The sequence below is a fragment of the Arthrobacter sp. SLBN-83 genome, assembly GCF_006715285.1.
Classification (GTDB): domain Bacteria; phylum Actinomycetota; class Actinomycetes; order Actinomycetales; family Micrococcaceae; genus Arthrobacter.
In genome coordinates, this window is the sequence record NZ_VFMX01000001.1 from 1,208,926 (window position 1) to 1,229,786 (window position 20,861).

Annotated in this window: 21 protein-coding genes; 17 read left to right on the top strand and 4 right to left on the bottom strand. The window is 65.9% G+C overall.

The genetic code is table 11. The features are described 5' to 3' along the window. Positions 1-36: 36 nt before the first annotated feature. Positions 37-183 carry a lmo0937 family membrane protein gene (locus tag FBY30_RS05530; protein ID WP_142131759.1) on the bottom strand — a complete coding sequence of 49 codons (147 nt, stop codon included), beginning with the start codon at positions 181-183 and terminating at the stop codon, positions 37-39. A gap of 218 nt (positions 184-401) precedes the next feature. On the opposite strand from FBY30_RS05530, the gene FBY30_RS05535 reads away from it, so the two are divergent. Continuing rightward, entirely contained in the window at positions 402-1,580 is a 1,179-nt protein-coding gene (locus tag FBY30_RS05535; protein WP_142131761.1) for an ABC transporter substrate-binding protein, read from the top strand. A 192-nt stretch (positions 1,581-1,772) separates the two neighbouring features. Next, positions 1,773-2,780, top strand: coding sequence for a matrixin family metalloprotease (locus tag FBY30_RS05540; RefSeq protein WP_442858268.1), 1,008 nt, complete (start codon positions 1,773-1,775; stop codon positions 2,778-2,780). A 131-nt stretch (positions 2,781-2,911) separates the two neighbouring features. Here FBY30_RS05540 and FBY30_RS05545 read toward each other — a convergent pair whose 3' ends face one another. Both FBY30_RS05545 and FBY30_RS05550 read right to left on the bottom strand, forming a co-directional pair. Then, entirely contained in the window at positions 2,912-3,853 is a 942-nt protein-coding gene (locus tag FBY30_RS05545) for a carbohydrate kinase family protein (protein ID WP_142131765.1), read from the bottom strand. Positions 3,854-3,895: 42 nt separating this feature from the next. Next, complete coding sequence (locus FBY30_RS05550) at positions 3,896-4,687, bottom strand: alpha/beta hydrolase (protein ID WP_142131767.1); 792 nt, start codon at positions 4,685-4,687, stop codon at positions 3,896-3,898. A gap of 136 nt (positions 4,688-4,823) precedes the next feature. On the opposite strand from FBY30_RS05550, the gene FBY30_RS05555 reads away from it, so the two are divergent. The 3 genes from FBY30_RS05555 to FBY30_RS05565 all read left to right on the top strand — a co-directional run bounded on the left by FBY30_RS05555 (position 4,824) and on the right by FBY30_RS05565 (position 6,842). Continuing rightward, complete coding sequence (locus FBY30_RS05555; protein WP_142131770.1) at positions 4,824-5,471, top strand: cyclodeaminase/cyclohydrolase family protein; 648 nt, start codon at positions 4,824-4,826, stop codon at positions 5,469-5,471. Between the two features lie 93 nt (positions 5,472-5,564). Then, positions 5,565-6,518, top strand: a complete 954-nt coding sequence (locus tag FBY30_RS05560) for a hypothetical protein (protein ID WP_142131772.1) — start codon at positions 5,565-5,567, stop codon at positions 6,516-6,518. 90 nt (positions 6,519-6,608) lie between these two features. Then, complete coding sequence (locus tag FBY30_RS05565; protein WP_142131774.1) at positions 6,609-6,842, top strand: hypothetical protein; 234 nt, start codon at positions 6,609-6,611, stop codon at positions 6,840-6,842. 39 nt (positions 6,843-6,881) lie between these two features. Here the strand turns inward: FBY30_RS05565 and FBY30_RS05570 are convergent, their stop codons facing one another. Then, a complete protein-coding gene (locus tag FBY30_RS05570) occupies positions 6,882-7,541 on the bottom strand; it encodes a GntR family transcriptional regulator (RefSeq protein ID WP_142131776.1) in 660 nt (219 codons plus the stop codon). Between the two features lie 209 nt (positions 7,542-7,750). Here FBY30_RS05570 and FBY30_RS05575 point away from each other — a divergent pair, with 209 nt between their 5' ends. The 12 genes from FBY30_RS05575 (at position 7,751) to FBY30_RS05630 (ending at position 20,832) form a co-directional block, all read left to right on the top strand. After that, positions 7,751-8,962, top strand: coding sequence for a 4-oxalomesaconate tautomerase (locus FBY30_RS05575; protein ID WP_142131778.1), 1,212 nt, complete (start codon positions 7,751-7,753; stop codon positions 8,960-8,962). Further along, positions 8,962-9,987, top strand: a complete 1,026-nt coding sequence (locus tag FBY30_RS05580) for an amidohydrolase family protein (RefSeq protein WP_142131780.1) — start codon at positions 8,962-8,964, stop codon at positions 9,985-9,987. The genes FBY30_RS05575 and FBY30_RS05580 overlap by 1 nt, the downstream gene beginning before the upstream one ends. 18 nt (positions 9,988-10,005) lie before the next feature. Further along, a complete protein-coding gene (gene ligK, locus FBY30_RS05585) occupies positions 10,006-10,689 on the top strand; it encodes a 4-carboxy-4-hydroxy-2-oxoadipate aldolase/oxaloacetate decarboxylase (RefSeq protein ID WP_142131782.1) in 684 nt (227 codons plus the stop codon). Between the two features lie 52 nt (positions 10,690-10,741). Next, positions 10,742-11,662: an amidohydrolase family protein gene (locus FBY30_RS05590; RefSeq protein ID WP_142131785.1), complete on the top strand. Its 921-nt coding sequence runs from the start codon at positions 10,742-10,744 to the stop codon at positions 11,660-11,662. A gap of 42 nt (positions 11,663-11,704) precedes the next feature. Beyond that, on the top strand, positions 11,705-13,111 hold the full coding sequence (locus tag FBY30_RS05595) for an MFS transporter (RefSeq protein WP_142131787.1): 1,407 nt from the start codon (positions 11,705-11,707) through the stop codon (positions 13,109-13,111). Positions 13,112-13,352: 241 nt separating this feature from the next. After that, positions 13,353-14,618 (top strand): ABC transporter substrate-binding protein, encoded by a 1,266-nt coding sequence (locus tag FBY30_RS05600; RefSeq protein ID WP_235009347.1) that lies wholly within the window; start codon positions 13,353-13,355, stop codon positions 14,616-14,618. A gap of 101 nt (positions 14,619-14,719) precedes the next feature. Beyond that, entirely contained in the window at positions 14,720-15,511 is a 792-nt protein-coding gene (locus FBY30_RS05605; RefSeq protein ID WP_235009348.1) for a carbohydrate ABC transporter permease, read from the top strand. After that, a complete protein-coding gene (locus FBY30_RS05610) occupies positions 15,508-16,347 on the top strand; it encodes a carbohydrate ABC transporter permease (protein WP_142131793.1) in 840 nt (279 codons plus the stop codon). Before FBY30_RS05605 ends, FBY30_RS05610 begins: the two co-directional genes overlap by 4 nt. Positions 16,348-16,386: 39 nt before the next feature. Next, positions 16,387-17,469: an ABC transporter ATP-binding protein gene (locus FBY30_RS05615; RefSeq protein WP_142131795.1), complete on the top strand. Its 1,083-nt coding sequence runs from the start codon at positions 16,387-16,389 to the stop codon at positions 17,467-17,469. After that, entirely contained in the window at positions 17,466-18,824 is a 1,359-nt protein-coding gene (ggh, locus tag FBY30_RS05620; RefSeq protein WP_142131797.1) for a glucosylglycerate hydrolase, read from the top strand. Before FBY30_RS05615 ends, ggh begins: the two co-directional genes overlap by 4 nt. A 27-nt stretch (positions 18,825-18,851) precedes the next feature. Next, a complete protein-coding gene (locus FBY30_RS05625; protein ID WP_142131799.1) occupies positions 18,852-20,051 on the top strand; it encodes an ROK family transcriptional regulator in 1,200 nt (399 codons plus the stop codon). Between the two features lie 34 nt (positions 20,052-20,085). Beyond that, a complete protein-coding gene (locus FBY30_RS05630; RefSeq protein WP_142131801.1) occupies positions 20,086-20,832 on the top strand; it encodes an SDR family NAD(P)-dependent oxidoreductase in 747 nt (248 codons plus the stop codon). Positions 20,833-20,861: the final 29 nt, after the last annotated feature.

The window sequence follows — 20,861 nt, forward strand, 5'->3', positions numbered from 1 at the left end:
CTTACTGCGGGACGTTCTTGTCTGGGCGTTGACTGCCTAGACGCGCCGTCGCGCCGTGACGAAGTGGAAGATCAGGACGACTACTGCGACGACCAAAAGAATGTGGATAAGGCCCCCGCCGATGTTCGCGAGCAGTCCGAGAAGCCAGAGAACAGCGATGATAATGGCGATCCAAAGCAACATGAGAGTCTCCTTGACTAGTTTTTCAAAATCCCCATGCCGGGCACGTACCCACCAAACTGGCAGCTGAATCAAGACGTCATACGACGAATTTTGACTCCCCGCTACGCCGCGTTGAGCCTTCGCGTCCCCCCGTGAACGCCTGCTACAGCGTTGATTGTGGGGCCGCGGGCCGCTCCGTAACCTCGTCTCAGCATCCGCCCCCAGCAAAGGATTTCCCCATGGCAAACGAGCAGGACAACAGTCCGCAGAACCAGCAAGGCTCCACCCGCATCGTCGCCGGCCAGTCCGCCAAACCCAAGCGGCCGGCAGGCCTCAAAGTCGGGATCGCGGCAGCCGTCCTGGCGCTCATTGGCGGGGGTGCCGCCGTCGCCTCCTCCGTCAACAACGCGGCCCCGTCCGTCACGCAGGAGACCGCTCCGTCCGGCAATCCCGCCGCGGAACTGAAGCTCGGCTACTTTGGCAACGTCACGCACGCCCCCGCCCTGGTGGGCGTCAGTAAGGGTTTCATCGCCGATGCACTCGGCAGCACCAAGCTCAGCACGCAGGTATTCAACGCCGGCCCTGCAGCCATCGAGGCACTGAACGCCGGCGCGATCGACGCCACTTACATCGGACCGAACCCGGCCATCAACTCGTTCGTGAAAAGCCAGGGCCAGTCGGTGAACATCATCGCGGGCGCGGCTGCCGGCGGCGCGCAGCTGGTGGTCAAGCCGGAGATCAGCTCCGCCTCCGACCTGAAGGGCAAGACCCTGGCTTCGCCGCAGCTTGGCGGCACCCAGGACGTGGCACTCCGCGCCTGGCTTTCGTCCCAGGGCTACAAGACCAACGTGGACGGCAGCGGCGATGTCGCGATCAACCCGACGGAGAATGCGCAGACCCTCAAGCTGTTCCAGGATGGGAAGCTCGACGGCGCCTGGTTGCCTGAGCCGTGGGCCTCACGTTTGGTGCTGACCGCCGGAGCCAGGGTGCTGGTGGATGAAAAGGACCTCTGGGACGGTTCGCTGTCCGGGAAGCCGGGCGAGTTCCCCACCACCATCCTGATCGTGAACCAGAAGTTCGCCGCCGACCACCCGGACACCGTCAAGGCGCTGCTGAAGGGCCACGTGAAGTCCGTCGAGTGGCTTAACTCGGCTTCCGCCAGCGAGAAGGCCACCGTCATCAACGCCGCACTCAAGGAAGCCGCGGGCGCCGAACTCAAGGCCGACGTCATTGACCGCTCGCTGAAGAACATCGTGTTCACGGTGGACCCGCTTGCCGGTACCTACCAGAAGCTCCTGGCCGACGGCGTCACCGCGGGCACCACCAAGCAGGCCGACATCAACGGCATCTTTGACCTGCGGGCGCTCAACGGCGTCTCGAACGGGAAGACCTCCGCGGCCGGACTGGGCAAGGAGTAGTAGGCGCCCTCACCCCATCGATTGCTGAGTGGATGCCCTTTTGGGCGTCCAAAACGGCATCCACGGAGCAATCGATTTCTCATGGGAGCCTTTTGCGGAAATCCTTCGTATTTCCTGCGCTCGGGGTGGGAAGCCCGCCACTAGGCTGAGGGGGTTGCCCTGCGGCGGGCGGCCAAGGATTGGGGGACGCCGGTGCACGGTTACAGGACTGACAGGGATTCGTTGTCGGATAAGTCAGGCGGCTTTCTCCCGCCGAACGTCCGGCGCTCCCCCAGCGGACGGATCCCCCAGTGGGCCATCGACGAGGCTCTTGGAAAGGCTGAACCACCGGCACCTTGGCGCAGTGTTGAAACCACTCCACCCGTACGTACGAAGCTTCGGCGGCGGCCGACAACCCAGCGCCGGCCCAAGCGGTCGGTGCAGTTCCGGACCGTGCTGGGGATCGCCGTCGTGGTCTGCCTGTACTTCACGCCGACGCTCTTTGACCGCGTGGTCCTCCCGGTCGCTGCACCCTACCTGCCGGGCGCGAAGATTCCGCCGCCCGGCGTCGAGGCCGCCCCGTCGCCCCTGGGCACGCCGCCCGCGAGCACCGGCTCCACCGCGTTCGTGCTGCAGGGATCGCCCAAGGCGGGACAGACGTTGGTGGCTTACGATCCGTGCCGCCCCGTGCACTATGTTGTCCGGCCCGACAATGCCTTGCCGGGCGGGGATGCCCTGATCAGCGAAGCGGTGGCAGCCGTTTCCCGCGCCTCCGGCCTGCAGTTTGTCTACGACGGAACCACTACGGAAGCGCCGGCAGATCAACGGCAGGCTTTCCAGCCTGACCGCTACGGAAAGCGCTGGGCACCGGTGCTGATCGCCTGGTCAACGCCCGCGGAAACCCCTGATCTCGCGGGGAACGTCGCAGGCCTCGGCGGTAGCGGCTACGCAGAAACCCCGGGACAGCCGCTGGTCCTCGCCGCCGGGCAGATCAGCCTGGACGCCCCTGACCTCGCCGGCATCATGGCCATCCGGCCGGATGGCGCCGCGGAAGTGCGCGCCATCATCATGCACGAACTCGGACACGTGCTTGGCCTGGCCCACGTCAACGATCCAACCCAACTCATGTATGCCGAGAACAAGGGCCTGCAGGACTTCGCCGCCGGCGACCGGGCCGGGCTCGCGCTGCTGGGAAGCGGCCCCTGCGTGCCGCAGCTATAGGGCGGCTACCCGCGCAGGAACCCCATCGACTGCTGCCCACCGGCTCCCGACCTTCGCAAGCTCAGGCCGGGCCCCTCGCCGGCGTGGCCCCTCATCGTCCTTTTGAGCCTTCTAAACGGCATCTACGGGGGCTACGCCTCTTTTTCGGCCCCGTGCAGCTCTTCACGGGTGGGCGGGTTGGCACCCGGCCGGGACACGGTGACGGCGGCCGCGCTGGCGGCATGCTCCAGGAGTTCGGCCAGACCCTCGACCGGAAGGTCGCGCAGCTCCTGCCGGTTCTGGGCGCCGTCCAGCTCCCGGTCCACCAGGCCGGACAGCAACGCGGCCATAAATGAGTCCCCCGCCCCCACAGTGTCGGCAACGTCCACCTTCGGCGCGGGAACCGAGACCTCGCCGGCGCGGCACACGCCCCAGGGGCCCTCCGCACCGCGGGTCACCACCACCATTGCCGGCCCCTCCTCCCCGCCGAGCGCCAGCCACTTGCGTGCCGCATCCAGCACGTCCTCCCCCGGGTACAGCCAGGCCAGGTCCTCGTCGGACGCCTTGACCACATCGGAAAGCGTGACGAACTTTTCCGCCTGCCCCCGCGCATAGTCCACGTCGGTGATGATGCTGGGCCGGCAGTTGGGATCGAAGCTGATGGTGGCGGAGGGGTGGGCGTACTCGACGGCGGCCAGCACCTCGGTGGCGCCCGGCTTCAGCATGGTGGCGATGGACCCCGTGTGCAGCAGCGTGGTGCCCTGCAGCATGAAGCCGAGCCGGTCCCCCATGCCGGGGAGCTCCCAGGCAAGGTCGAACGTGTAGGTGGCGGCGCCGTCGTCGTCAATCAGTGCGGTGGCCACGCTGGTGGGCAGGTCGTCCGGGGGAACCGGCAGCATGACGGAACTGGCGCGCAGATGCGCGGCCACGGAGTCGCCGTAGGCATCCCGGCCGTAGCGCCCGATGAACTGCACCGGATGGTCCAGCCGGGCCAGGCCCACCGCGACGTTAAGCGGGCTGCCGCCCACATGGGCCTGGATTCCGGAGGCGCGCTGGACAACGTCTACAAGGCCTTCGCCGATCACTGTGAGCATGGTCATACTCTGCCAGAAAGAGGCCTGCGCCAGCAGTTCGTGTCAGCCCAGCAGCTTTGCCACCAGCTCCCGGCACGTCACATAGGCTTCCGCGGTGACGTCGATCAGGGCGAAATGGTCGCCCGGCACCATGACCAGTTCAGCCGGCACAGGTCCGGAACGGCTCGCCTCCACATATGTAGTGGACATGCCCAGGGGCACGTCAACATCCTCAATGGCATGGACGGCATAGACGGGCACGTCCAGCGGTAGCGCCGCCATGGGGTCGGCCATGCGGTGCCGGCCCGGAAAGCCCGACGACGGCCCGCCCAGCAGGTTGGCCACGGCGCCGTTGCTGAGGTCCAGGCGTTCGGCCTCGGCCAGGTTGAGGACGCCGGACTGGCTCACCACCCCGGTGAGGCGTACGCCGTCGTTCTCCAACTGAAGGCCGTCCTCCGGCCCAAGCCCGGGCAGGCGGTCCCGCCCCGCGGCCCACACCGCCAGGTGGCCGCCGGCCGAGTGGCCCAGCGCCACTACTTTTCCCAGGTCGAGCGAGTGCGGTTCCGCGAGCGCGCGGAGCTTGTCGATGCCCGCCAGAATGTCCTGGAAGGTGCCCGGCCAGCCCCCGCCGTTGCCCGCCCGCCGGTATTCAAGGTTCCAGGCGGCCGTGCCGTGGTCAGCCAGGTCCTGCGCCAGTGGCACACCCAGTTCTGCCCCATACTGCGGGCGCCAGTAGCCGCCATGGATCACCACCACAACGCCTTGGTGTTTCCCGCCGTGTGGAAGGTCGGGGAGGAACAGTTCGCCCCATTGGCTGGGGTCCTGGCCGTAGTCATAGCGGTGGCGGTGCGTCACACTGGCCCACTTTAGCGGCTGCCATCGGCACCACTCCCGCGGCTTTCCGGGGGGCAGGACCGTCAAAACCGGGCCAGAACGCACGGTGGTTCCTTCCTTCGTTTAGCCGGGCGCCTTTGTGGGCACGCCTCCTGATATGGAAAAGCCTGAAGTGACTACGCAGGGGTCGACTGTTGAGGAATGGACGCGGGCACTGGCAGAGTCCACGGGATCACCCGGCGGAGGAGCCGGCACGGGGCTGATGCTGGCAGTCGCGGCGTCGCTGACGTCGATGGTCGCCGGCTACAGCGGGGACGACGGCGGCGAACCGGACAGGATCCGGGAGCGCGCCCAGGCGCTGCGCCAGGAAGCCCTTCGACTGGCAGATGACGACGCCTCGGCTTCCAAGGCATTCGGTGCCGCCTTCCGGCTGGAGCCGGGGGACGAGCGGGATGAAGCAATCCGCCGCGCATCCGTGGAGGCCGCGGCCGCATCCGCCGTCCTTGGGGAGCGCGCCATCGAAGCCATCGACGACCTCGCCTGGCTGGCAACAAATGGCAACCGTGCCCTGGTAGCGGATGTCGTCGTCGCGTTCGGGGCCCTCCGCGCGGCGCTGGCCGGGGCCCGTACCAATGTCAGCTTCGATCTCGGCTCGCTCCGGTCGGCCGGCACCGGCCTGGAACAGGTGCGGGAGCAACACCCGGACCTGTGGGCAGCCGTCGAAAAACTCAACGCCGCCATGGATCGGATCGACGGCCTGGCCGCAGCCATTGATAACCGCGCTGCCCCTACCGACGCAATCTGACGCTGGTGACCCGGCATTTGGACTTGCCGTCTGACCTGTGCTTATGGTGAACAGCATTGCTTGCCGAAGCGCACCCGTGGGGAGGGGTATCAAGTGAAGTCCAAGAGCAGTGCCTGGGCGTTCCTCCGGCCCCTCCTGCTCGTCGTGGCGGCAACAGCAGCCTGGATTGCCCTGTCAGCCGCGGCTGCGTCAGCAGACTCCACACCCTCCCGCGATTTGCTTCCGGGGGCTGTGGATTCTGCCGCCGCCAACCTCACCCACCAGGCCAAAGATGAGCTGGAACCGGTACTGGCAGGGCTGGACGGCGGAACGGCCAAGGCCCCGGCATCCTCTGTTGCTTCGCTGATCCCGGCACCGTCCCTCCGCCCAGCCGCGGAGGAGGTCTCCGGCTTGGCCGACAACGCTGTGCAGTCTGTACCGGTGGTCAACGGGCTCGTACCCATGGGAGCGGTAGCGGCCGTGGTGGATCCTGCGGTTGGTGCCGTGGACGGCGTCGTCGGCGGGACGGTGGGGGCTGTTGTTCCCTTGGCCGATACGGTCCTGGAACCCCTGGACCCGGTCCTTGAACCGGTGGTCAACGCCGTTGTCCTGCCCGTGATTCCACCGGAAGCAGAGCCTCAGGCCGTCCTTCCTGTCACCACGGATGTCAGCGCGGCTTCTGCTCCGGAGCCCGTGCCCGGCACTCCCCCAGTTACTGAACTGCCATTGCCCACTCAGGACGTCATAGGTCCCGCGCAGTCCGGTGCTGTGTCGCACAGCAGCGGTGCGAAAAGCGGCCTGCAGATGAAGTTTGCAGCCGCAACGCCGGTGCTTTCCGAGGCCGGCCCGGAAGACGCCCCGTTCCGCGCGCCGTCGGAAGTGCCGCCTGCCGCGCCAGGTGCTGCGCCAGGCGGAAGCGGCCCATCCGGCGGCAACGGGCCGGCGGCTTCTGGCTGGATCAGCTCACACCACTTCCCGATCCCAGCGGCTGGGATGCCCGCCGTTCCGGGTCATTCGCTGACCGCCCCCGCCGCGGTGTCCTTCGACACCGGCTCTTCTCCTGACTAGTTGAGGCCCGCCCGCGTCGCTTTACCGCGGGTAGCGCGCCAATTCCCGGGCTAAGCAGTCGGCCCAATCCAACCTTCAGGAGAACTTCCCATGACCCGTCGCAACATCCGCAGATACCTGCTCAGTACCGCTTTCGCAAGCGGCCTCGTGACCTTTGGCGGTGTCGCAGCCAACGCAGCCACTGCGGCAATGCCAGGAGGCTACTCCTCCACTCCATCGACGCTGGCCGCCACGGGCGCGAACACCGGACTGTTGATCGTGGGCCTGCTGTTCCTTGCCTTCGGAGGACTGCTGGCGCTGGTCCTGAGCCGCAAGCGCCGCTGAGTGCATCCCGACCCGCCGCGGGCTGCCTCCGTGAGATGGCTAGGCGTGCGTTGAGCGGATGACGTCGGCCACGCTCTCCAGATGGACGCGCATGGCGTCAGCGGCAGCGTCGGGGTCGTGGGCACACACTGCGTCGATAATCGCCAGATGCTGCGGCAGCGAAACCGCGGGGCGGCCTGGCTGCCGGGCCAGCCGGAACTGGAAGCGCACGGCCTGCCCGCGGAGGCGGTGGATGGTTGCAGCGGCAGTTTGCTGCCCACTTAATTCGATCAGCCTGGCGTGCAGGGTCTGGTTGCCCTCCGAATAGGAATCACGGTCACCGCGTTCCACGGCGTCCTTCATCCGCTCGGCCAGTTCCTGGAGCTCGGCGGCTTGGTCGTTGCTGATACGCTCAGCGGCCTTTCGGGCACAAAGAGCCTCGAGCGCGGCACGTACTTCGGTAATTTCCACGGCTTCCTGGACCGATACCGCGCGTACCCGGGCTCCGCGGTTTTGGACCCTCTCAACAAGCCCTTCCACAGTCAGCTCCGCCAGCGCGGCGCGGACGTTTCCCCTGCTGGCCACATACCAAGCGGCAAGATCCGCCTCGACGAGACGCTGGTCCGGCACCAGTTCCCCGCCCATGATGGCTGAACGCAGCACGCTGACCAACTCCGCCGCAGTAAGAGAGCGGCCCTCCGCGAGTTCAAGGGTTTCCATTCCTGGCGACCTCCGCTCCATTTCCCATAACGCGACCAATCCTTCCGCTCTTCCAGATTCGGCCCTGGACAGCAGCTATCGATTGCCGACAAAAAGCGTAAACAGAAGTGTATAAGAAATTGTTGACAATCCTGAATGTAACTTGGTTCACTTGATCGACGGCGCGGTTCCCAGTGCGCCCTCCCAACCATTCACCAAAAGGACCCACCATGGATCACGCCACTCCTGCTGCAGGAGGCACGGATATCCCGGCTCCGGACACTGAGCAGGTGCCTGCGGGCACACGCCCTGCCACCGGGCAACTGGCCATTCCCTGTTGGTTCATGCGGGGCGGGACCTCCAAGGGTCCCTTCTTCCGGGCCGCCGACCTGCCTGGCGACGTCCGTACCCGTGACGCGATCCTGCTGGCCGCGATGGGCTCCCCGGATCCGCGGCAGATCGACGGCTTGGGCGGGGCGCACCCCCTGACCAGCAAGGCCGGAATCGTGTCGGTCAGCGAGCGTGAGGGGGTGGACCTGGAGTTTCTGTTCGCCCAGCTCCAGCCCGACAGCGACGTGGTGGACACCACCCCCAACTGCGGGAACATGCTCGCCGCTGCCCTCCCCTTCGCCATCGAGTCAGGCCTCTTCACGCCCGACGGCGACACCACCACGGCGCGTGTCCTCACCCTTAACACGGACATGGTTGCCGAGATCAATGTCCAGACACCCGCCGGACCAGACGGCCGATATGTCGCCTACGCCGGGGATGCCGCGATCGACGGCGTCCCCGGCACCGCAGCCCCGGTGACCATCAACTTCCTGGACACCGCCGGCTCGGTCTGTGACTCGCTGCTGCCTACGGGGAATCTCCGCGACACCGTCGAGGTGGCAGGTGTGGGCCCGGTGGATGTGACCTGCATCGACAACGGGCAGCCCTTGGTGATCATCAACGCCGGCGACCTGGGCCGCACGGGCCAGGAAACCGCCGTCGACCTTAACAAGGACGCCGAACTCAAGGCCCGCCTTGAGGACCTGCGCCTGACCTGCGGGAAGCTGATGGGCCTGGGCGATGTGACCGGGAAGAACTACCCGAAAATGACCCTCGTTTCCCCACCCGCCCACGGCGGCGCGATCAGCACCCGCAGCTTCATCCCGCACGTCTGCCACGAATCCATTGGCGTCCTCGCCGCCGTCACCGCCGCCACCGCCGCCACCCTCAAAGGGACCGTGGCACACGACGTCGCCGTCCTGCCGGAGGGGACAGAGGTGACCGTTTCGGTGGAGCACCCCAGCGGCGAATTCACCGTCCAGCTCGGCCTGGACCCCGCCGACCCCACCCGCGTGGTGAAGTCCGCGCTGATCCGTACCGCGCGGCTGATCATGGCAGGCAATGTCATGATCCCCGCACACCGCACCCCCGACCTGAAGCAGGGCATCTGATGATTATTGATATCCACGGCCACTACACCACCGCCCCGCCCGCGCTGGGGCAATGGCGGGACCGGCAGGTCGCCGCCCTGGACGACCCGTCCGTGGCACCGTCCCGCGCAGACCTGCAGATTTCCGACGACGAGCTGCGCGAAAGCATCGAAGCGAACCAGCTGCGGCTGATGGATGAGCGCGGGATCGACCTGACCGTCTTCTCCCCGCGGGCGTCCTTCATGGCCCACCACGTGGGCTCCTTCGAAACCTCTTCGGAGTGGGCGGCCATCTGCAACGAGCTCTGCCACCGCGTCAGCCGGCTCTACCCCGAGCGGTTTGTCCCGGCCGCCATGCTCCCCCAGTCCCCCGGCGTGGATCCGGCCACCTGCCTCCCCGAGCTCACGCGCTGCGTGGAGGAATATGGCGCGGTGGCGCTGAACCTGAACCCTGACCCGTCCGGCGGGCACTGGACCGCTCCCCCGCTGACGGACCGGTACTGGTACCCCATCTACGAGAAGATGGCCGAATACGACATCCCGGCCATGGTCCACGTCAGCACCAGCATCAACCCCGCGTTCCACACCACCGGCGCCCACTACCTCAACGCCGACACCACCGCGTTCATGCAACTCATCCAGGGCGACCTCTTCAAGGACTTCCCAACCCTAAAACTCGTCATCCCGCACGGCGGCGGCGCGGTCCCCTACCACTGGGGACGCTTCCGCGGCCTGGCCATGGCCCTGGGGAAACCCGCCCTGGAAGAACACCTGCTGGACAACGTCTTCTTCGACACCTGCGTCTACCACCAGCCCGGCATCGACCTGCTCCTGGACGTCATCCCCACCAAGAACATCCTCTTCGCCTCCGAAATGATCGGCGCAGTCCGCGACATCGACCCCTGCACCGGCCACAACTTCGACGACACCCACCGCTACATCGACGCGGCGGGACTGAACGAAGCGGACCAGGCCGCCATCCAGGAACACAACGCGCGGACCGTTTACCCCCGCCTCAACACCCTGCTCAAGCAGCAGGGCCGCTAGCCATCCCAGGAGCAAAAAATGCAGGAACTCGGCGTCGTCCACACCAACATCACGCGCGCGGACGAAAAGGACGTCAAAGCACTGTCCTCGTTCGGTGTCAGCACCGTCCACGAGGCCATGGGCCGGCTGGGCCTGATGCGCCCCTACATCCGCCCCGTCTACCCCGGCGCCGCAATGTGCGGCACCGCCGTCACAGTCCTGCTCCAGCCCGGGGACAACTGGATGCTGCACGTCGCCGCCGAGCAGGTCCGGCCCGGAGACGTCGTCGTCGCAGCCTGCACCACCGAAAGCGAAGACGGATTCTTCGGAGACCTCCTGGCCACCTCCCTCAGCGCCCGCGGCGCAAAAGGCCTCATCATCGACGGCGGCTGCCGCGACGTGGCCGCCCTCCAAGCCATGGACTTCCCCGTCTTCAGCCGCGCCATCAACTCCAAAGGCACCGTCAAAGCCACCCTCGGCTCCGTCAACATCCCCGTGGTCTGCGCCAACGCCCTGGTCAATCCCGGCGACGTAGTGATCGCCGACGTCGACGGCGTCGTAGTGGTTCCCGCATCCCGCGCCGCCGAAGTGGCGGAAGCCGCCCGCAAACGCGAGGACAACGAAGAGGGCAAACGCCGGCGCTTCGCCAATGGAGAGCTCGGCCTGGACATCTACAACATGCGCGGCCCCCTCGAAGCCGCCGGACTCCGTTATGTCGACTGACTCCGCAGCGCCCGCACCGACGGACCAAACCTCCACCGGCCAAAGGAACCCCATGGACACCGTATTCACCAAGACACCGGGCTGGCTGGACTGGTACAGCAACCCCTCCACGCCCCGCTTCAAACTTCCAGCGGGCGCTGTCGACGCACACTGCCATGTCTTCGGCCCCGGCGCCGAGTTCCCGTTCGCCCCTGAACGGAAGTACACCCCGTGCGACGCCGGCAAGGAACAGCTTTTCGCCTTGCGTGACCACTTGGGGGTGAGCAGGAATGTCATCGTGCAGGCCACCTGCCACGGCGCCGACAACAGCGCCATGATGGACGCGGTCCAAGCCTCCAGGGGCAGGGCGCGCGGCGTGGCCACGGTACGCACTGACATCAGCAACGCCGAACTGCAGCGGCTTGACGCGGCAGGTGTACGCGGCGTCCGGTTCAACTTCCTGAAACGCCTGGTCAACGCCGCACCGCAGCAGGAACTGGCAGAAATCGCGCGCCGAATCGCCCCGCTGGGCTGGCATGTGGTCATCTACTTCGAGGGGCAGGACCTGGAAGGCCTCGAAGGCTTCTTCGCCTCACTGCCCACCCCGCTGGTGGTGGACCACATGGGCCGCCCGGACGTCACCAAACCCGCGACCGGCCCGGAATTCGGCCGCTTCCTGCGCTTCGTGGAAAACAACGACGTGTGGGTCAAGGTCAGCTGCCCCGAGCGGCTCAGCGTTTCCGGGCCGCCGGCCCTGGACGGGGAGACGGATCCCTACCCGGATGTCGTGGCATTCGGGCGCACCGTGGTCGAGGAATTCCCCGACCGGGTGCTGTGGGGGACCGACTGGCCGCACCCGAACCTGACGGACCACATGCCCGACGACGGGTTGCTGGTGGACTACATTCCCCACGTTGCCACCAGCGCTGAGCTGCAACACAAGCTGCTGGTGAGCAATCCAATGAACCTTTACTGGCCCGGCGAAAAAGCCTAGCCAGCCGCCCAAGCTTCCCCAACGATTGCCCCAAGGATTCCAATGACGCATTCCAACGCGGCCAACCGCCTTGACCGGTTGCCCATCTCCAAATTCCACAAGATCGCCCTTGTTGCCGTCTCGTTCGCGTACTTCTTCGAGTTCGCCGACATCAACAGCTTCGCCACCACGGTTCCTAAGCTGATCAAACTATGGGGCGTCACCGTCAACCAGGTGGCCTACGTGACCTCCGCGTCCTTCGTGGGCATGTTCTTCGGTTCCCTCATCGCCAGTTGGATGGCAGACCGCTGGGGACGCAAGAACGCCCTGGTGATCACCACGCTCTGGTACGCAGTGTTCTCCCTCATCGCGGCCTTCTCATGGGACATCGTGTCCCTCGGCGTCTTTCGGGTCCTGACATCAGCCGGGCTGTCGGCGATGACCGTGGTGGCGGTCATCTACGTCAATGAGCTGTTTCCCGCCGCCATGCGCGGCAAGTACCAGGCGTACGCAATTGTCATCGGCATCTGCGGCACGCCGGCCACCAACCTCATCGCCAGCCTCGTCGTTCCCCTGTCTGATTGGAGCTGGCGCCTCGTCTACGTGTGGGGCGCACTGGGCATCCTCTTCATCCTCTTCACCCGGCGCCTCAAGGAATCCCCGCGCTGGTACGAAAACAAAGGCGACTACGCCAAGGCAGACGCCATCCTGAACCAAATCGAGGCAACCGTCAGCGCGGAGAAGGGTGCACTCCCCGAGCCCGCCGCGCCTGTTGAAACTCCCAAGGCCACCAAGGCACCCCTGACGCTTCTACTGCAGAAGAAGTACCTCGCCCCGACCATCCTGCTGACCATCCTCTGGGTCACTCAGACCATCGGTTTCTTCGGCTACTCCAGCTGGGCTCCGACGCTCCTTGCCAAGGAAGGCTTCAGCGTGGAGAACTCCATTTTCTACGTGGCGCTGACCACCGTGGGCGCACCACTGGGCTCCTACCTCGCTTCCCTGGTCACCGACCGATTCGAACGGAAGTGGTGCCTGGTGGTCTTCGGCAGCGTCATCGCTGTCTGCGGCCTGCTCTACGGCCTCACGTTCAACCCGGTCCTCATCGTCCTGTTCGGTTTCCTGGTCAACCTGTTTGAGCGCGGCTACACGGCATTGGCCTACGCCTACTCCCCCGAACTGTTCGACACCACCGGGCGGTCTATGGGCACCGGCATCTCCTACGGGCTTGGACGGCTGTCCAACGCAGCAGGCCCGCTGATCATTGCGGCCCTTTACAACGGCAGCGGCTACCAAAGCGTGTTCATCTTCATCGCCGGCACCTGGATGTTTGGCGCTGTGGCCCTTGCCATTTTCGGCCCAGCTACCCGCAAGGCCAGGTTGTTCGCCGCGGCAGGGGCGAACCCCGCAGCAGGTCCTTTGGACGGAACGGCGTCCGTGACCGCACCCAGGGGAGGCCAGCAAAAGTAGCGTAGGGACAACACCTAACCGGGAGCCCGGCGCCGCCCTGCGACGCCGGGCTCCGTCATGTCCGCAGTGAACGCCCCGACGACGGAGGGTTGACACCCGGCCACTTATGTCTAATGCTTAAACGAAAGTTTGTGCAGTGGCGCACACTCGATCGGAGCATTCAATGAACGACCCGAAATTCCAGCCCCGACAAGGGGCCGTTTCCCGCAGAAACCTCCTTTTGGCCGGACTAGGAACGGCCATGTCAGCCCCCTTCCTCGCATCCTGCGCGGGATTTGACACCAGTGGTGCATCAGCCGGCCAAGGAACCGTGGGCTTCCTCTCCACCCAGTTCACCCCCGTGGAGGAAAAGCAACGGTATGAGGCAGTACTCAAGAAATTCGCCAAGGTCCCCACCGCGTACAACTCGGTGGACCCCGGCGTCTTCGCCTCCACGGTGACCGCCCAGGCGAGCGCCGGGAACGTAAAAACTTCGCTCCTTGGCGGACTCCACGGTGAGCTCGCCCCGCTGGCCGACTCCCTCGAGGACGTCGACGGTCTCCTCCGGGACCTGTCCGGGCGCGGATTTACCAAGGAAATGCTCGAACTAACCAAGGTGGGCGGTTCCACCTCGCGCTATGTCCCCTGGATGCAGGCCACCTACGTTGTGGCGGTAAACAAAAAGGCCCTGGAATGGTTGCCCCCAGGCGTGGACGTCAACGACCTCACATACGAGGGCTACCTCGCGTGGGCCAAAGCCGCCAAACAGGGAGCGGGCCGGCCCGTCTTCGGGATGCCGGCGGGACCGAAGGGCCTGCACCACCGCTTCTACCAGGGTTTCCTGCTGCCCAGCTTCACCGGCGGGCAGATCACCACGTTCAGGAACCAGGATGCCGTAGCCGCCTGGGACTACATGCAGGAACTGTGGTCCGCCATGGCGCCGGCTTCCACTAACTATGACTACATGCAGGAGCCCCTGGCGCGGGGCGAGGTGCTGGTGGCCTGGGACCATGTGGCCCGCCTGGTCAATGCCCCCGCCGACAAGCCTGACGACTGGCTCATGGTCCCCGCACCCCGCGGCCCCAAGGGACGCGGCTACATGCTGATTATTGCCGGGATGGCCCTGCCGAAGAACGGCAAGGACCGTGACCTTGCGGAAAAGGCCATCCGTGCCCTCACCGAGCCTGCGTCCCAGATCGAAACCCTGCGCAGCAATGCGTTCTTCCCGGTGGTCCAAACGGAGCTTCCCTCGGACTTAACCGGCGCCATTGCGCTCGAAGCTGCTGCAGTCCGCCGGCAGCAGCGGTCCGCCGGCGCCCTCCTGGCCCTTCCTCCAGTAGGCCTCGGCGCCAAAGAAGGGGAAGTGTCACAGATTTTCAAGAACTGCTTCCAGCAGATCTGCCTGGAAACCCGGCCCACCCAGCAGGTCCTGGACACTCAGGCAACGCAGTTGAACACCATCCTGAAGGGCTTGAATGTTCCCTGCTGGGCGCCCGATCCGATTTCCACCAAATGCGAGGTAGCGTGATGGCTGTAGAGGCACCCCCCACCCCCGCCGCGACAGCGGCGCCGCCACGTAGGCGCCGGATACCGCCGGCCGTGCTGCTGATTGCCCCTTCGGTGATATTCATGGCGCTTCTGCTGGGATGGCCCGTCATCCAGGGCATCCTGCAGGCCTTCAGGAATGACCAGGGTTTCACCCTCGAGTTCGTCAACCGCATGGTGCAGGATCCATACTTCTGGCCGGCGGTACGCAACACACTGCTGCTGATCGTGGTGATGATTCCGCTGCAATTCGCCCTCGCCATTGCCATGGCTTTGATGCTGCGGAGCAATCCCCGGCTCCACAAAGTCCACTTCTTCGTATGGGCCATACCGCTGGCGCTCAGCGACCTGGCCGCGGGCCTGGTCTGGCTCGCAATCTTCAATGACCGCGGGTACCTGAACTCCGTCCTTTCCTGGTTCGGCCTCCAGGGCACCTCGTGGTTGGCCTACGACAACCAGACCAGCATGTTCATCTGCGTCCTCATCGCCGAACTGTGGCGCGCAACCTCCCTGGTGCTGATCATCGTGGTGGCGGGCCTGCAGGGCATCCCCAAGGACTACGACGAGGCCGCCCAGGTCTTCGGCGCCACGTTCTGGCAGCGCCTGCGGCACGTCACATTGCCGCTGTTGAAGCCGAGCCTCCAGGTGGCGCTGATCCTGCGGACCATTCTTGCCTTCCAGACCTTCGCGGTGGCCCAGGCGCTCACAGGCCAGAACTTTCCCCTGGTGGTGGGTGAAACCTATCGCTGGTACACGGGGCTGCAGAACCCCAACGTCGCTGCAGCACTGGCACTCGTCATCCTCGTTGTGTCGATGCTGACGTCGATCTTCTACCTGCGGGCTCTCCGCGACAAGAACCAGGGAGGACTCCGATGAGCACCACGGTGGACACCACCCCCGTCGCCAGGAGAAAGCGAAACCGGATCCTGCTGCAGGCAGCGTGCATCGCCGTCTCACTTTTCATGCTGATCCCCATCTACCTGATCTCGCTTGCGGCGCTTTCCACCCGGGAATCGCTCAACGCTTTCCCGTTGTCGCTCCTTCCCACCAATCTTTCCGTGGACACGCTCAACGCGTTCCTCGGCTCCACCGGAATCTTCGGGGCCCTGGGCAACTCGCTGATTGTTGGCGTCGGCACACTCCTGCTCTCGGCGCTGATCGGCGTTCCCGCAGGATATGCGCTGGCCAGGTTCGCATTCCCAGGCAAGGATCCCTACCAACTGTTCCTGCTGTTCACCCGCGCCCTGCCAATCGTGGTGCTGTCCGTCCCCCTGGCCAGGCTCTTCCTCACAGTGGATATCTACGACACGACCTACGCCGTGATCCTGCTCCACACGGCGTTGGCACTGCCCACCACCATCCTGATCTCGGCCAGCGTGTTCCTCAGCGTCCCCGTCGATGTTGAGGAAGCTGCCCGCCTGTTTGGCTGCTCACCGCTCGGGGCGTTCGGGAGGGTGGTGCTGCCCATGGCACTGCCGGGCCTCGCCGCCGCGTCGATCTTCACATTCGTCATGTCCTGGAATGAGGTGCTGGGCGCGTCGATTCTGACCCTCGACCACCGCACCCTGCCCGCGCAGGTCCTCAGCTCGCTGTCAGACTCCCCACTGGCCTACAGGTTCGCCGGCGGTTTTGCCCTGGTCATTCCCTCGATCATCTTCATCGCCCTGATGCGCCGGTACCTCACCAACATGTGGGGCTCAACCATCCGCTAGGCCCGCAGGCCTGCCAACTCTCTTTCGAAGGAGCCCATCGTGGCTGACATCCAGATCTCCAACCTCGTCAAGACCTATCCGGGCGGATCCGAACGCGCAACAGATGATGTGTCCCTGTCCGTACGCGACGGTGAATTCACCGTCCTCCTCGGACCTTCCGGCTGCGGAAAGACCACCCTGCTGCGGATGATCGCGGGACTTGAACTGCCGGACTCCGGCTCCATTTCCATCGGCGGCCGCGACGTCACGTACCTGCCGCCGAACAAGCGGAACCTGTCAATGGTGTTCCAGTCCTACGCCGTCTTCCCCCACCGGAAGGTTCGCTACAACATCGGATTCGGGCTGAAGATGGCCAAAGTGCCGGCCGATGAAATCGAACGCAAAGTGCAGTGGGCGGCCGATCTCCTCCAGCTGGGCCCCTACCTCGACCGTCTCCCCGCGAACCTCTCCGGCGGCCAGCGGCAGAGGGTCGCCGTGGCCAGGGCCATCGTCATGGACGCCGACGTCCTGCTGATGGATGAACCGCTCTCCAACCTTGATGCCCTGTTGCGCCTGACCTTCCGGTCCGAGCTGAAGAAGATAGTCCAGGACCTTGGCACCACCACTGTCTACGTCACGCACGACCAAAGCGAGGCGCTTTCCTTGGGCGACCAGGTGGCCGTAATGCGGAAGGGCCGGATCGCGCAGCTGGGCGACCCGCTGGACGTCTACGATGCCCCCGCCGACCGGTTCGTGGGCGGCTTCATCGGCTCCCCGCCGATGAACTTTTTGGACGCAGCAGTCAGCCACGACGGCGGCACGCTTGTCCTGGGGGAACAGCAGCTCATGGCCCCCTCCATCCTGCGTTCCTTCGCAGGCAAGGATGTCCTCCTCGGGGTCCGCGCCGAGAACGTGACGGTCAACAGCACCCGCTCTTCGGGCGATGTGGCGGCCACGGTCCTGGTGGTGGAACCGATGGGCTCAACCACCCTGCTCACCGTTGAGGTGGACGGGCACACCCTCAAGGTGCAGGCCCCGCCAACCTTCAAGACGGCACCCCACCGGACTGTCTGGCTGGGCTTTGCCCCCCAAACCATGCGCGTCTACGACCGCGAAACGTCAATGGCACTGGAGGCCTCATGAACCCGACCCAATCCCTGTCCATGGAAGAACTGCGCTCAGCAGCTGTCGAGGTCCTCAAGGTCAACGACTTGGGCACCATGACCAGCGCCGCCCCGAACCTGTATCCCCATATGTGGAGCTGGGACGCGGCTTTCGTGGCCATCGGGCTCGCACGCACCAGCGTTCCCCGGGCCGTCACGGAACTGCGCAGCCTCCTTAAAGCGCAGTGGTCCACAGGCATGATTCCGCACATCGTGTTCAGCGACAACGACACCGGATACTTCCCGGGGTTCGACCGCTGGGGAACCGAAGACGCGGCGGCCCGGCCGGAAGGCATCAAAAGCAGCGGCATCTGCCAGCCTCCCGTCCACGCCATCGCGCTGCGCCACATTGTTGACCGCGGACGGGAAAACGGCGGTGCAGACCAGGAGGTGGCCGAGGCGTTCCTGGCCGAGTCCTTTGACGGGTGGCTGGCCTGGCACCGGTGGCTGGCGACTGTCCGCGATCCCGACGGCGTAGGGCTTGTTGAAATCCATCACGGCTGGGAATCGGGTTTCGACAACTCACCCCGCTGGGACGGCCCGTACTCGCGGATCGTGCCGGGAACCGTTCCGCCCTTCACCCGCAGGGACGTCCTGCACGTTGCGGACGCCAGTGAACGGCCCGACGACACCGAATACACCAAGTACCTGTGGCTGGTGCAGCAAATGGCGGAGGTCGGGTTTAATGACGCTGCCGTGCAGGATGTCGTGGACTTCCGTGTTCGCGACGTCTTCTTTTCCGCAATCCTGGCTGCGTCCAGCGACGTCCTTGCCGGCCTTGCCGATGAGCTCGGCCGGGAAAACGAGGCGGGCGAACTGCGCGGCATCGCGGGCCGGTTCCGCGCGGGCGTTGCCTCGACAGTGGATCCGGAAACCGGGCTGGCGCGGGACTACGACGTGCTGGCCCGGGAGTGGATCGGCACCGAGACGGTTTCGGGCTTCGCCCCCCTCGTGGCGGGCGGGGACCCTACGCTCCTGGCTGCCCAGCGTGAACTCCTGCGCGGACCGCGGTGGATGGGCTTCCCGGGCCTGCGCTTCCCGCTGCCGCCCTCCACCTCCCCTGCCAGTGATGCCTTCCGGCCGCGGACGTACTGGCGCGGACCCGTATGGCCCTTCCTCAACCTGCTCCTTGGCTGGTGCTCCGCCCGCGATGGCGAGGCCGCGCTCTTCGGGATGCTGAGGGCAGCGTCCCTTGACCAGCTTTCCGACCTGCAGTTCGGCGAGTACTACGAGCCGTTCACTGGAGAACCCCTCGGAAGCCTCGCCCAGGCATGGACCGCGGCTGCCGCGCTGGAATGGGTGGGATCGTATCAGGGGAACAACGAGGGCAAGTAGGCTGGGGAACCGGGAAAGGGGGCCGGAGTGACGGTTGAAAGAGTGCCGGCGGGACTTGTTGGGGCGACGTCGCACGGGCACTTGCTGGAACTCATCCGCGCCGCGGATGGACTGTCCCGGCAGCAGCTCCTGTCCACTACCGGCATGTCCCGGGCCACGTTGTATGAACGCCTGGACACGCTCACCCGGCATGGCTACATCTACGAGGCCGAGCCCCTGGGTTCCACCGGCGGGCGTCCGTCACGGAAAATCCGCTTCGAAGACAGGGGCAGGGTGGTCCTGGCACTCACCCTCGGCCAGACCCACGGAACAGTAAGCATTGCCGATACCGCAGGCCGGCAGTTGCGCTCCCTTACGAAACCCCTTGACGTCAGTGATCCTGCCGAGTCCGTGCTGAATCCGTTGATCCGGGAAGGGCAGGCACTGCTGGCCCAGGGGAAGAATGAGACGTTGCTCGGCATCGGCGTCAGCCTTCCGGCTCCCGTGGAGGCTGACACAGGGCACGTCCGGCACCCCACAACCCTCCCCGGCTGGGCAGAAGACTCCGTGGTGAAAGCAGTCAACGCATCCTGGAACCTGCCCCTCGTCGTCGAGAACGATGCCAGGGCGGCCGGCCTGGGTGAGCGCAGGAGTGATGCCGAGACCGTGGTCTACGTGAAAGTGGGCACCGGCATTGGCTGCGGCATCGTGGTTGAAGGCTCTATCCTGCGGGGCGCCCACGGCGCGGCGGGCGACATCGGGCATATCCGCATGACCCCGGACGGACCGCTGTGCCGGTGCGGCCGCCGCGGCTGCCTCGCAGCCTACAGTTCCGGCAGGGCACTGAGCGAGCAGCTCAGCGGCCAGGGTTACACAAACATGGCGGACATCCGTGCCGCCGCCGCTGCCGGCGACCCGGCCGTGCTCCGCGCCGTTGGGTCGGCAGCCGAAGTGCTGGGCAGCGCCCTGGCCGCGACGGTCACAACGCTCAACCCCGACCGGCTGGTCCTGGGAGGTGACCTGGGCTCCCTGGGCTTTTTCGCAGAGCAGGTGGGAGAGCGGGTCCTCGCCGATGTGGTGGAACGGATCGGCGAAGGGCTGGCGGTGGAAACCGGGCATCCGGAAGACCAGGCTGCCTGTTCGGGGCTCGCTACCCTTGTCATGAGGAAGATCTTCGCCCCGGCCGCTGTGGACCAGGTGTTTTCGCAAGAGGCTGTCCGCATGGCATCCGGCGCTGGCGGACGATAAGACGGACATAACGACCAACCAGGGAGGTCCCCGCATGGCACGCGTCTTCATCACCGGATCCACGGACGGTCTGGGCCGGGCCGCCGCAGCCTCGCTGCTCGAGACCGGCCACGAGGTGATCGTGCACGCCCGATCATCCCAGCGGCTCTCTGCGGTCCAGCACCTGCTGGACCGCGGGGCGCAGTGCGTCGTCGGGGACCTCGCCGTCCTGCAGGAGGTCCGGGAAATCGCGGACCAGGTCAACGGGATCGGCGGCATCGACGCCGTCATCCACAACGCCGGTGTCCTGAACGGCGCCGCGCTGCTGCCAGTGAACGTCGTGGCACCTTACCTGCTGACCACCCTCATTCCCGGCCCCCACCGGCTCATTTACCTGAGCAGCGGCATGCACCGCGGCGGCGACACCGGCCTGGAGGGCCTGGACTGGGCCGGGCGTACGACGACGGCCTCCTACTCCACCACGAAGCTTCAGGTCACTGCGCTGTCGGCAGCGGTGGCCCGGCTGGTGCCGAACGTCGCCAGTAACGCGGTGGACCCTGGCTGGGTGCCCACGCGGATGGGCGGGCGTTCGGCCCCGGACAGCCTGGAACTGGGCCACCGCACGCAGGAATGGCTGGCCACCAGCGACGACCCGGCGGCGCAGTCCAGCGATGGCTACTGGTACCACCAGCGCCGGCAGACCCCGCACCCCGCCACCCAGGATCCCCGGTTCCAGGACGCCCTGCTCGCGCAGCTCGCGGAGCACACCGGTGTCACCCTGCCGGAATCGATTGCTCCGTAATTGCCGTTTTGACGCGCGAAAAGGGTGCC

Excerpts from the sequence above, each read along its gene's own strand:
- FBY30_RS05530 (WP_142131759.1), bottom strand. The coding sequence starts at position 183 with ATGTTGCTTTGGATCGCCATTATCATCGCTGTTCTCTGGCTTCTCGGA.
- FBY30_RS05535 (WP_142131761.1), top strand. The coding sequence starts at position 402 with ATGGCAAACGAGCAGGACAACAGTCCGCAGAACCAGCAAGGCTCCACC.
- FBY30_RS05545 (WP_142131765.1), bottom strand. The coding sequence starts at position 3,853 with ATGCTCACAGTGATCGGCGAAGGCCTTGTAGACGTTGTCCAGCGCGCC.
- FBY30_RS05555 (WP_142131770.1), top strand. The coding sequence starts at position 4,824 with ATGGAAAAGCCTGAAGTGACTACGCAGGGGTCGACTGTTGAGGAATGG.
- FBY30_RS05565 (WP_142131774.1), top strand. The coding sequence starts at position 6,609 with ATGACCCGTCGCAACATCCGCAGATACCTGCTCAGTACCGCTTTCGCA.
- FBY30_RS05570 (WP_142131776.1), bottom strand. The coding sequence starts at position 7,541 with ATGGAAACCCTTGAACTCGCGGAGGGCCGCTCTCTTACTGCGGCGGAG.
- FBY30_RS05575 (WP_142131778.1), top strand. The coding sequence starts at position 7,751 with ATGGATCACGCCACTCCTGCTGCAGGAGGCACGGATATCCCGGCTCCG.
- FBY30_RS05580 (WP_142131780.1), top strand. The coding sequence starts at position 8,962 with ATGATTATTGATATCCACGGCCACTACACCACCGCCCCGCCCGCGCTG.
- ligK (WP_142131782.1), top strand. The coding sequence starts at position 10,006 with ATGCAGGAACTCGGCGTCGTCCACACCAACATCACGCGCGCGGACGAA.
- FBY30_RS05590 (WP_142131785.1), top strand. The coding sequence starts at position 10,742 with ATGGACACCGTATTCACCAAGACACCGGGCTGGCTGGACTGGTACAGC.
- FBY30_RS05595 (WP_142131787.1), top strand. The coding sequence starts at position 11,705 with ATGACGCATTCCAACGCGGCCAACCGCCTTGACCGGTTGCCCATCTCC.
- FBY30_RS05600 (WP_235009347.1), top strand. The coding sequence starts at position 13,353 with ATGTCAGCCCCCTTCCTCGCATCCTGCGCGGGATTTGACACCAGTGGT.
- FBY30_RS05605 (WP_235009348.1), top strand. The coding sequence starts at position 14,720 with ATGGCGCTTCTGCTGGGATGGCCCGTCATCCAGGGCATCCTGCAGGCC.
- FBY30_RS05610 (WP_142131793.1), top strand. The coding sequence starts at position 15,508 with ATGAGCACCACGGTGGACACCACCCCCGTCGCCAGGAGAAAGCGAAAC.
- ggh (WP_142131797.1), top strand. The coding sequence starts at position 17,466 with ATGAACCCGACCCAATCCCTGTCCATGGAAGAACTGCGCTCAGCAGCT.
- FBY30_RS05630 (WP_142131801.1), top strand. The coding sequence starts at position 20,086 with ATGGCACGCGTCTTCATCACCGGATCCACGGACGGTCTGGGCCGGGCC.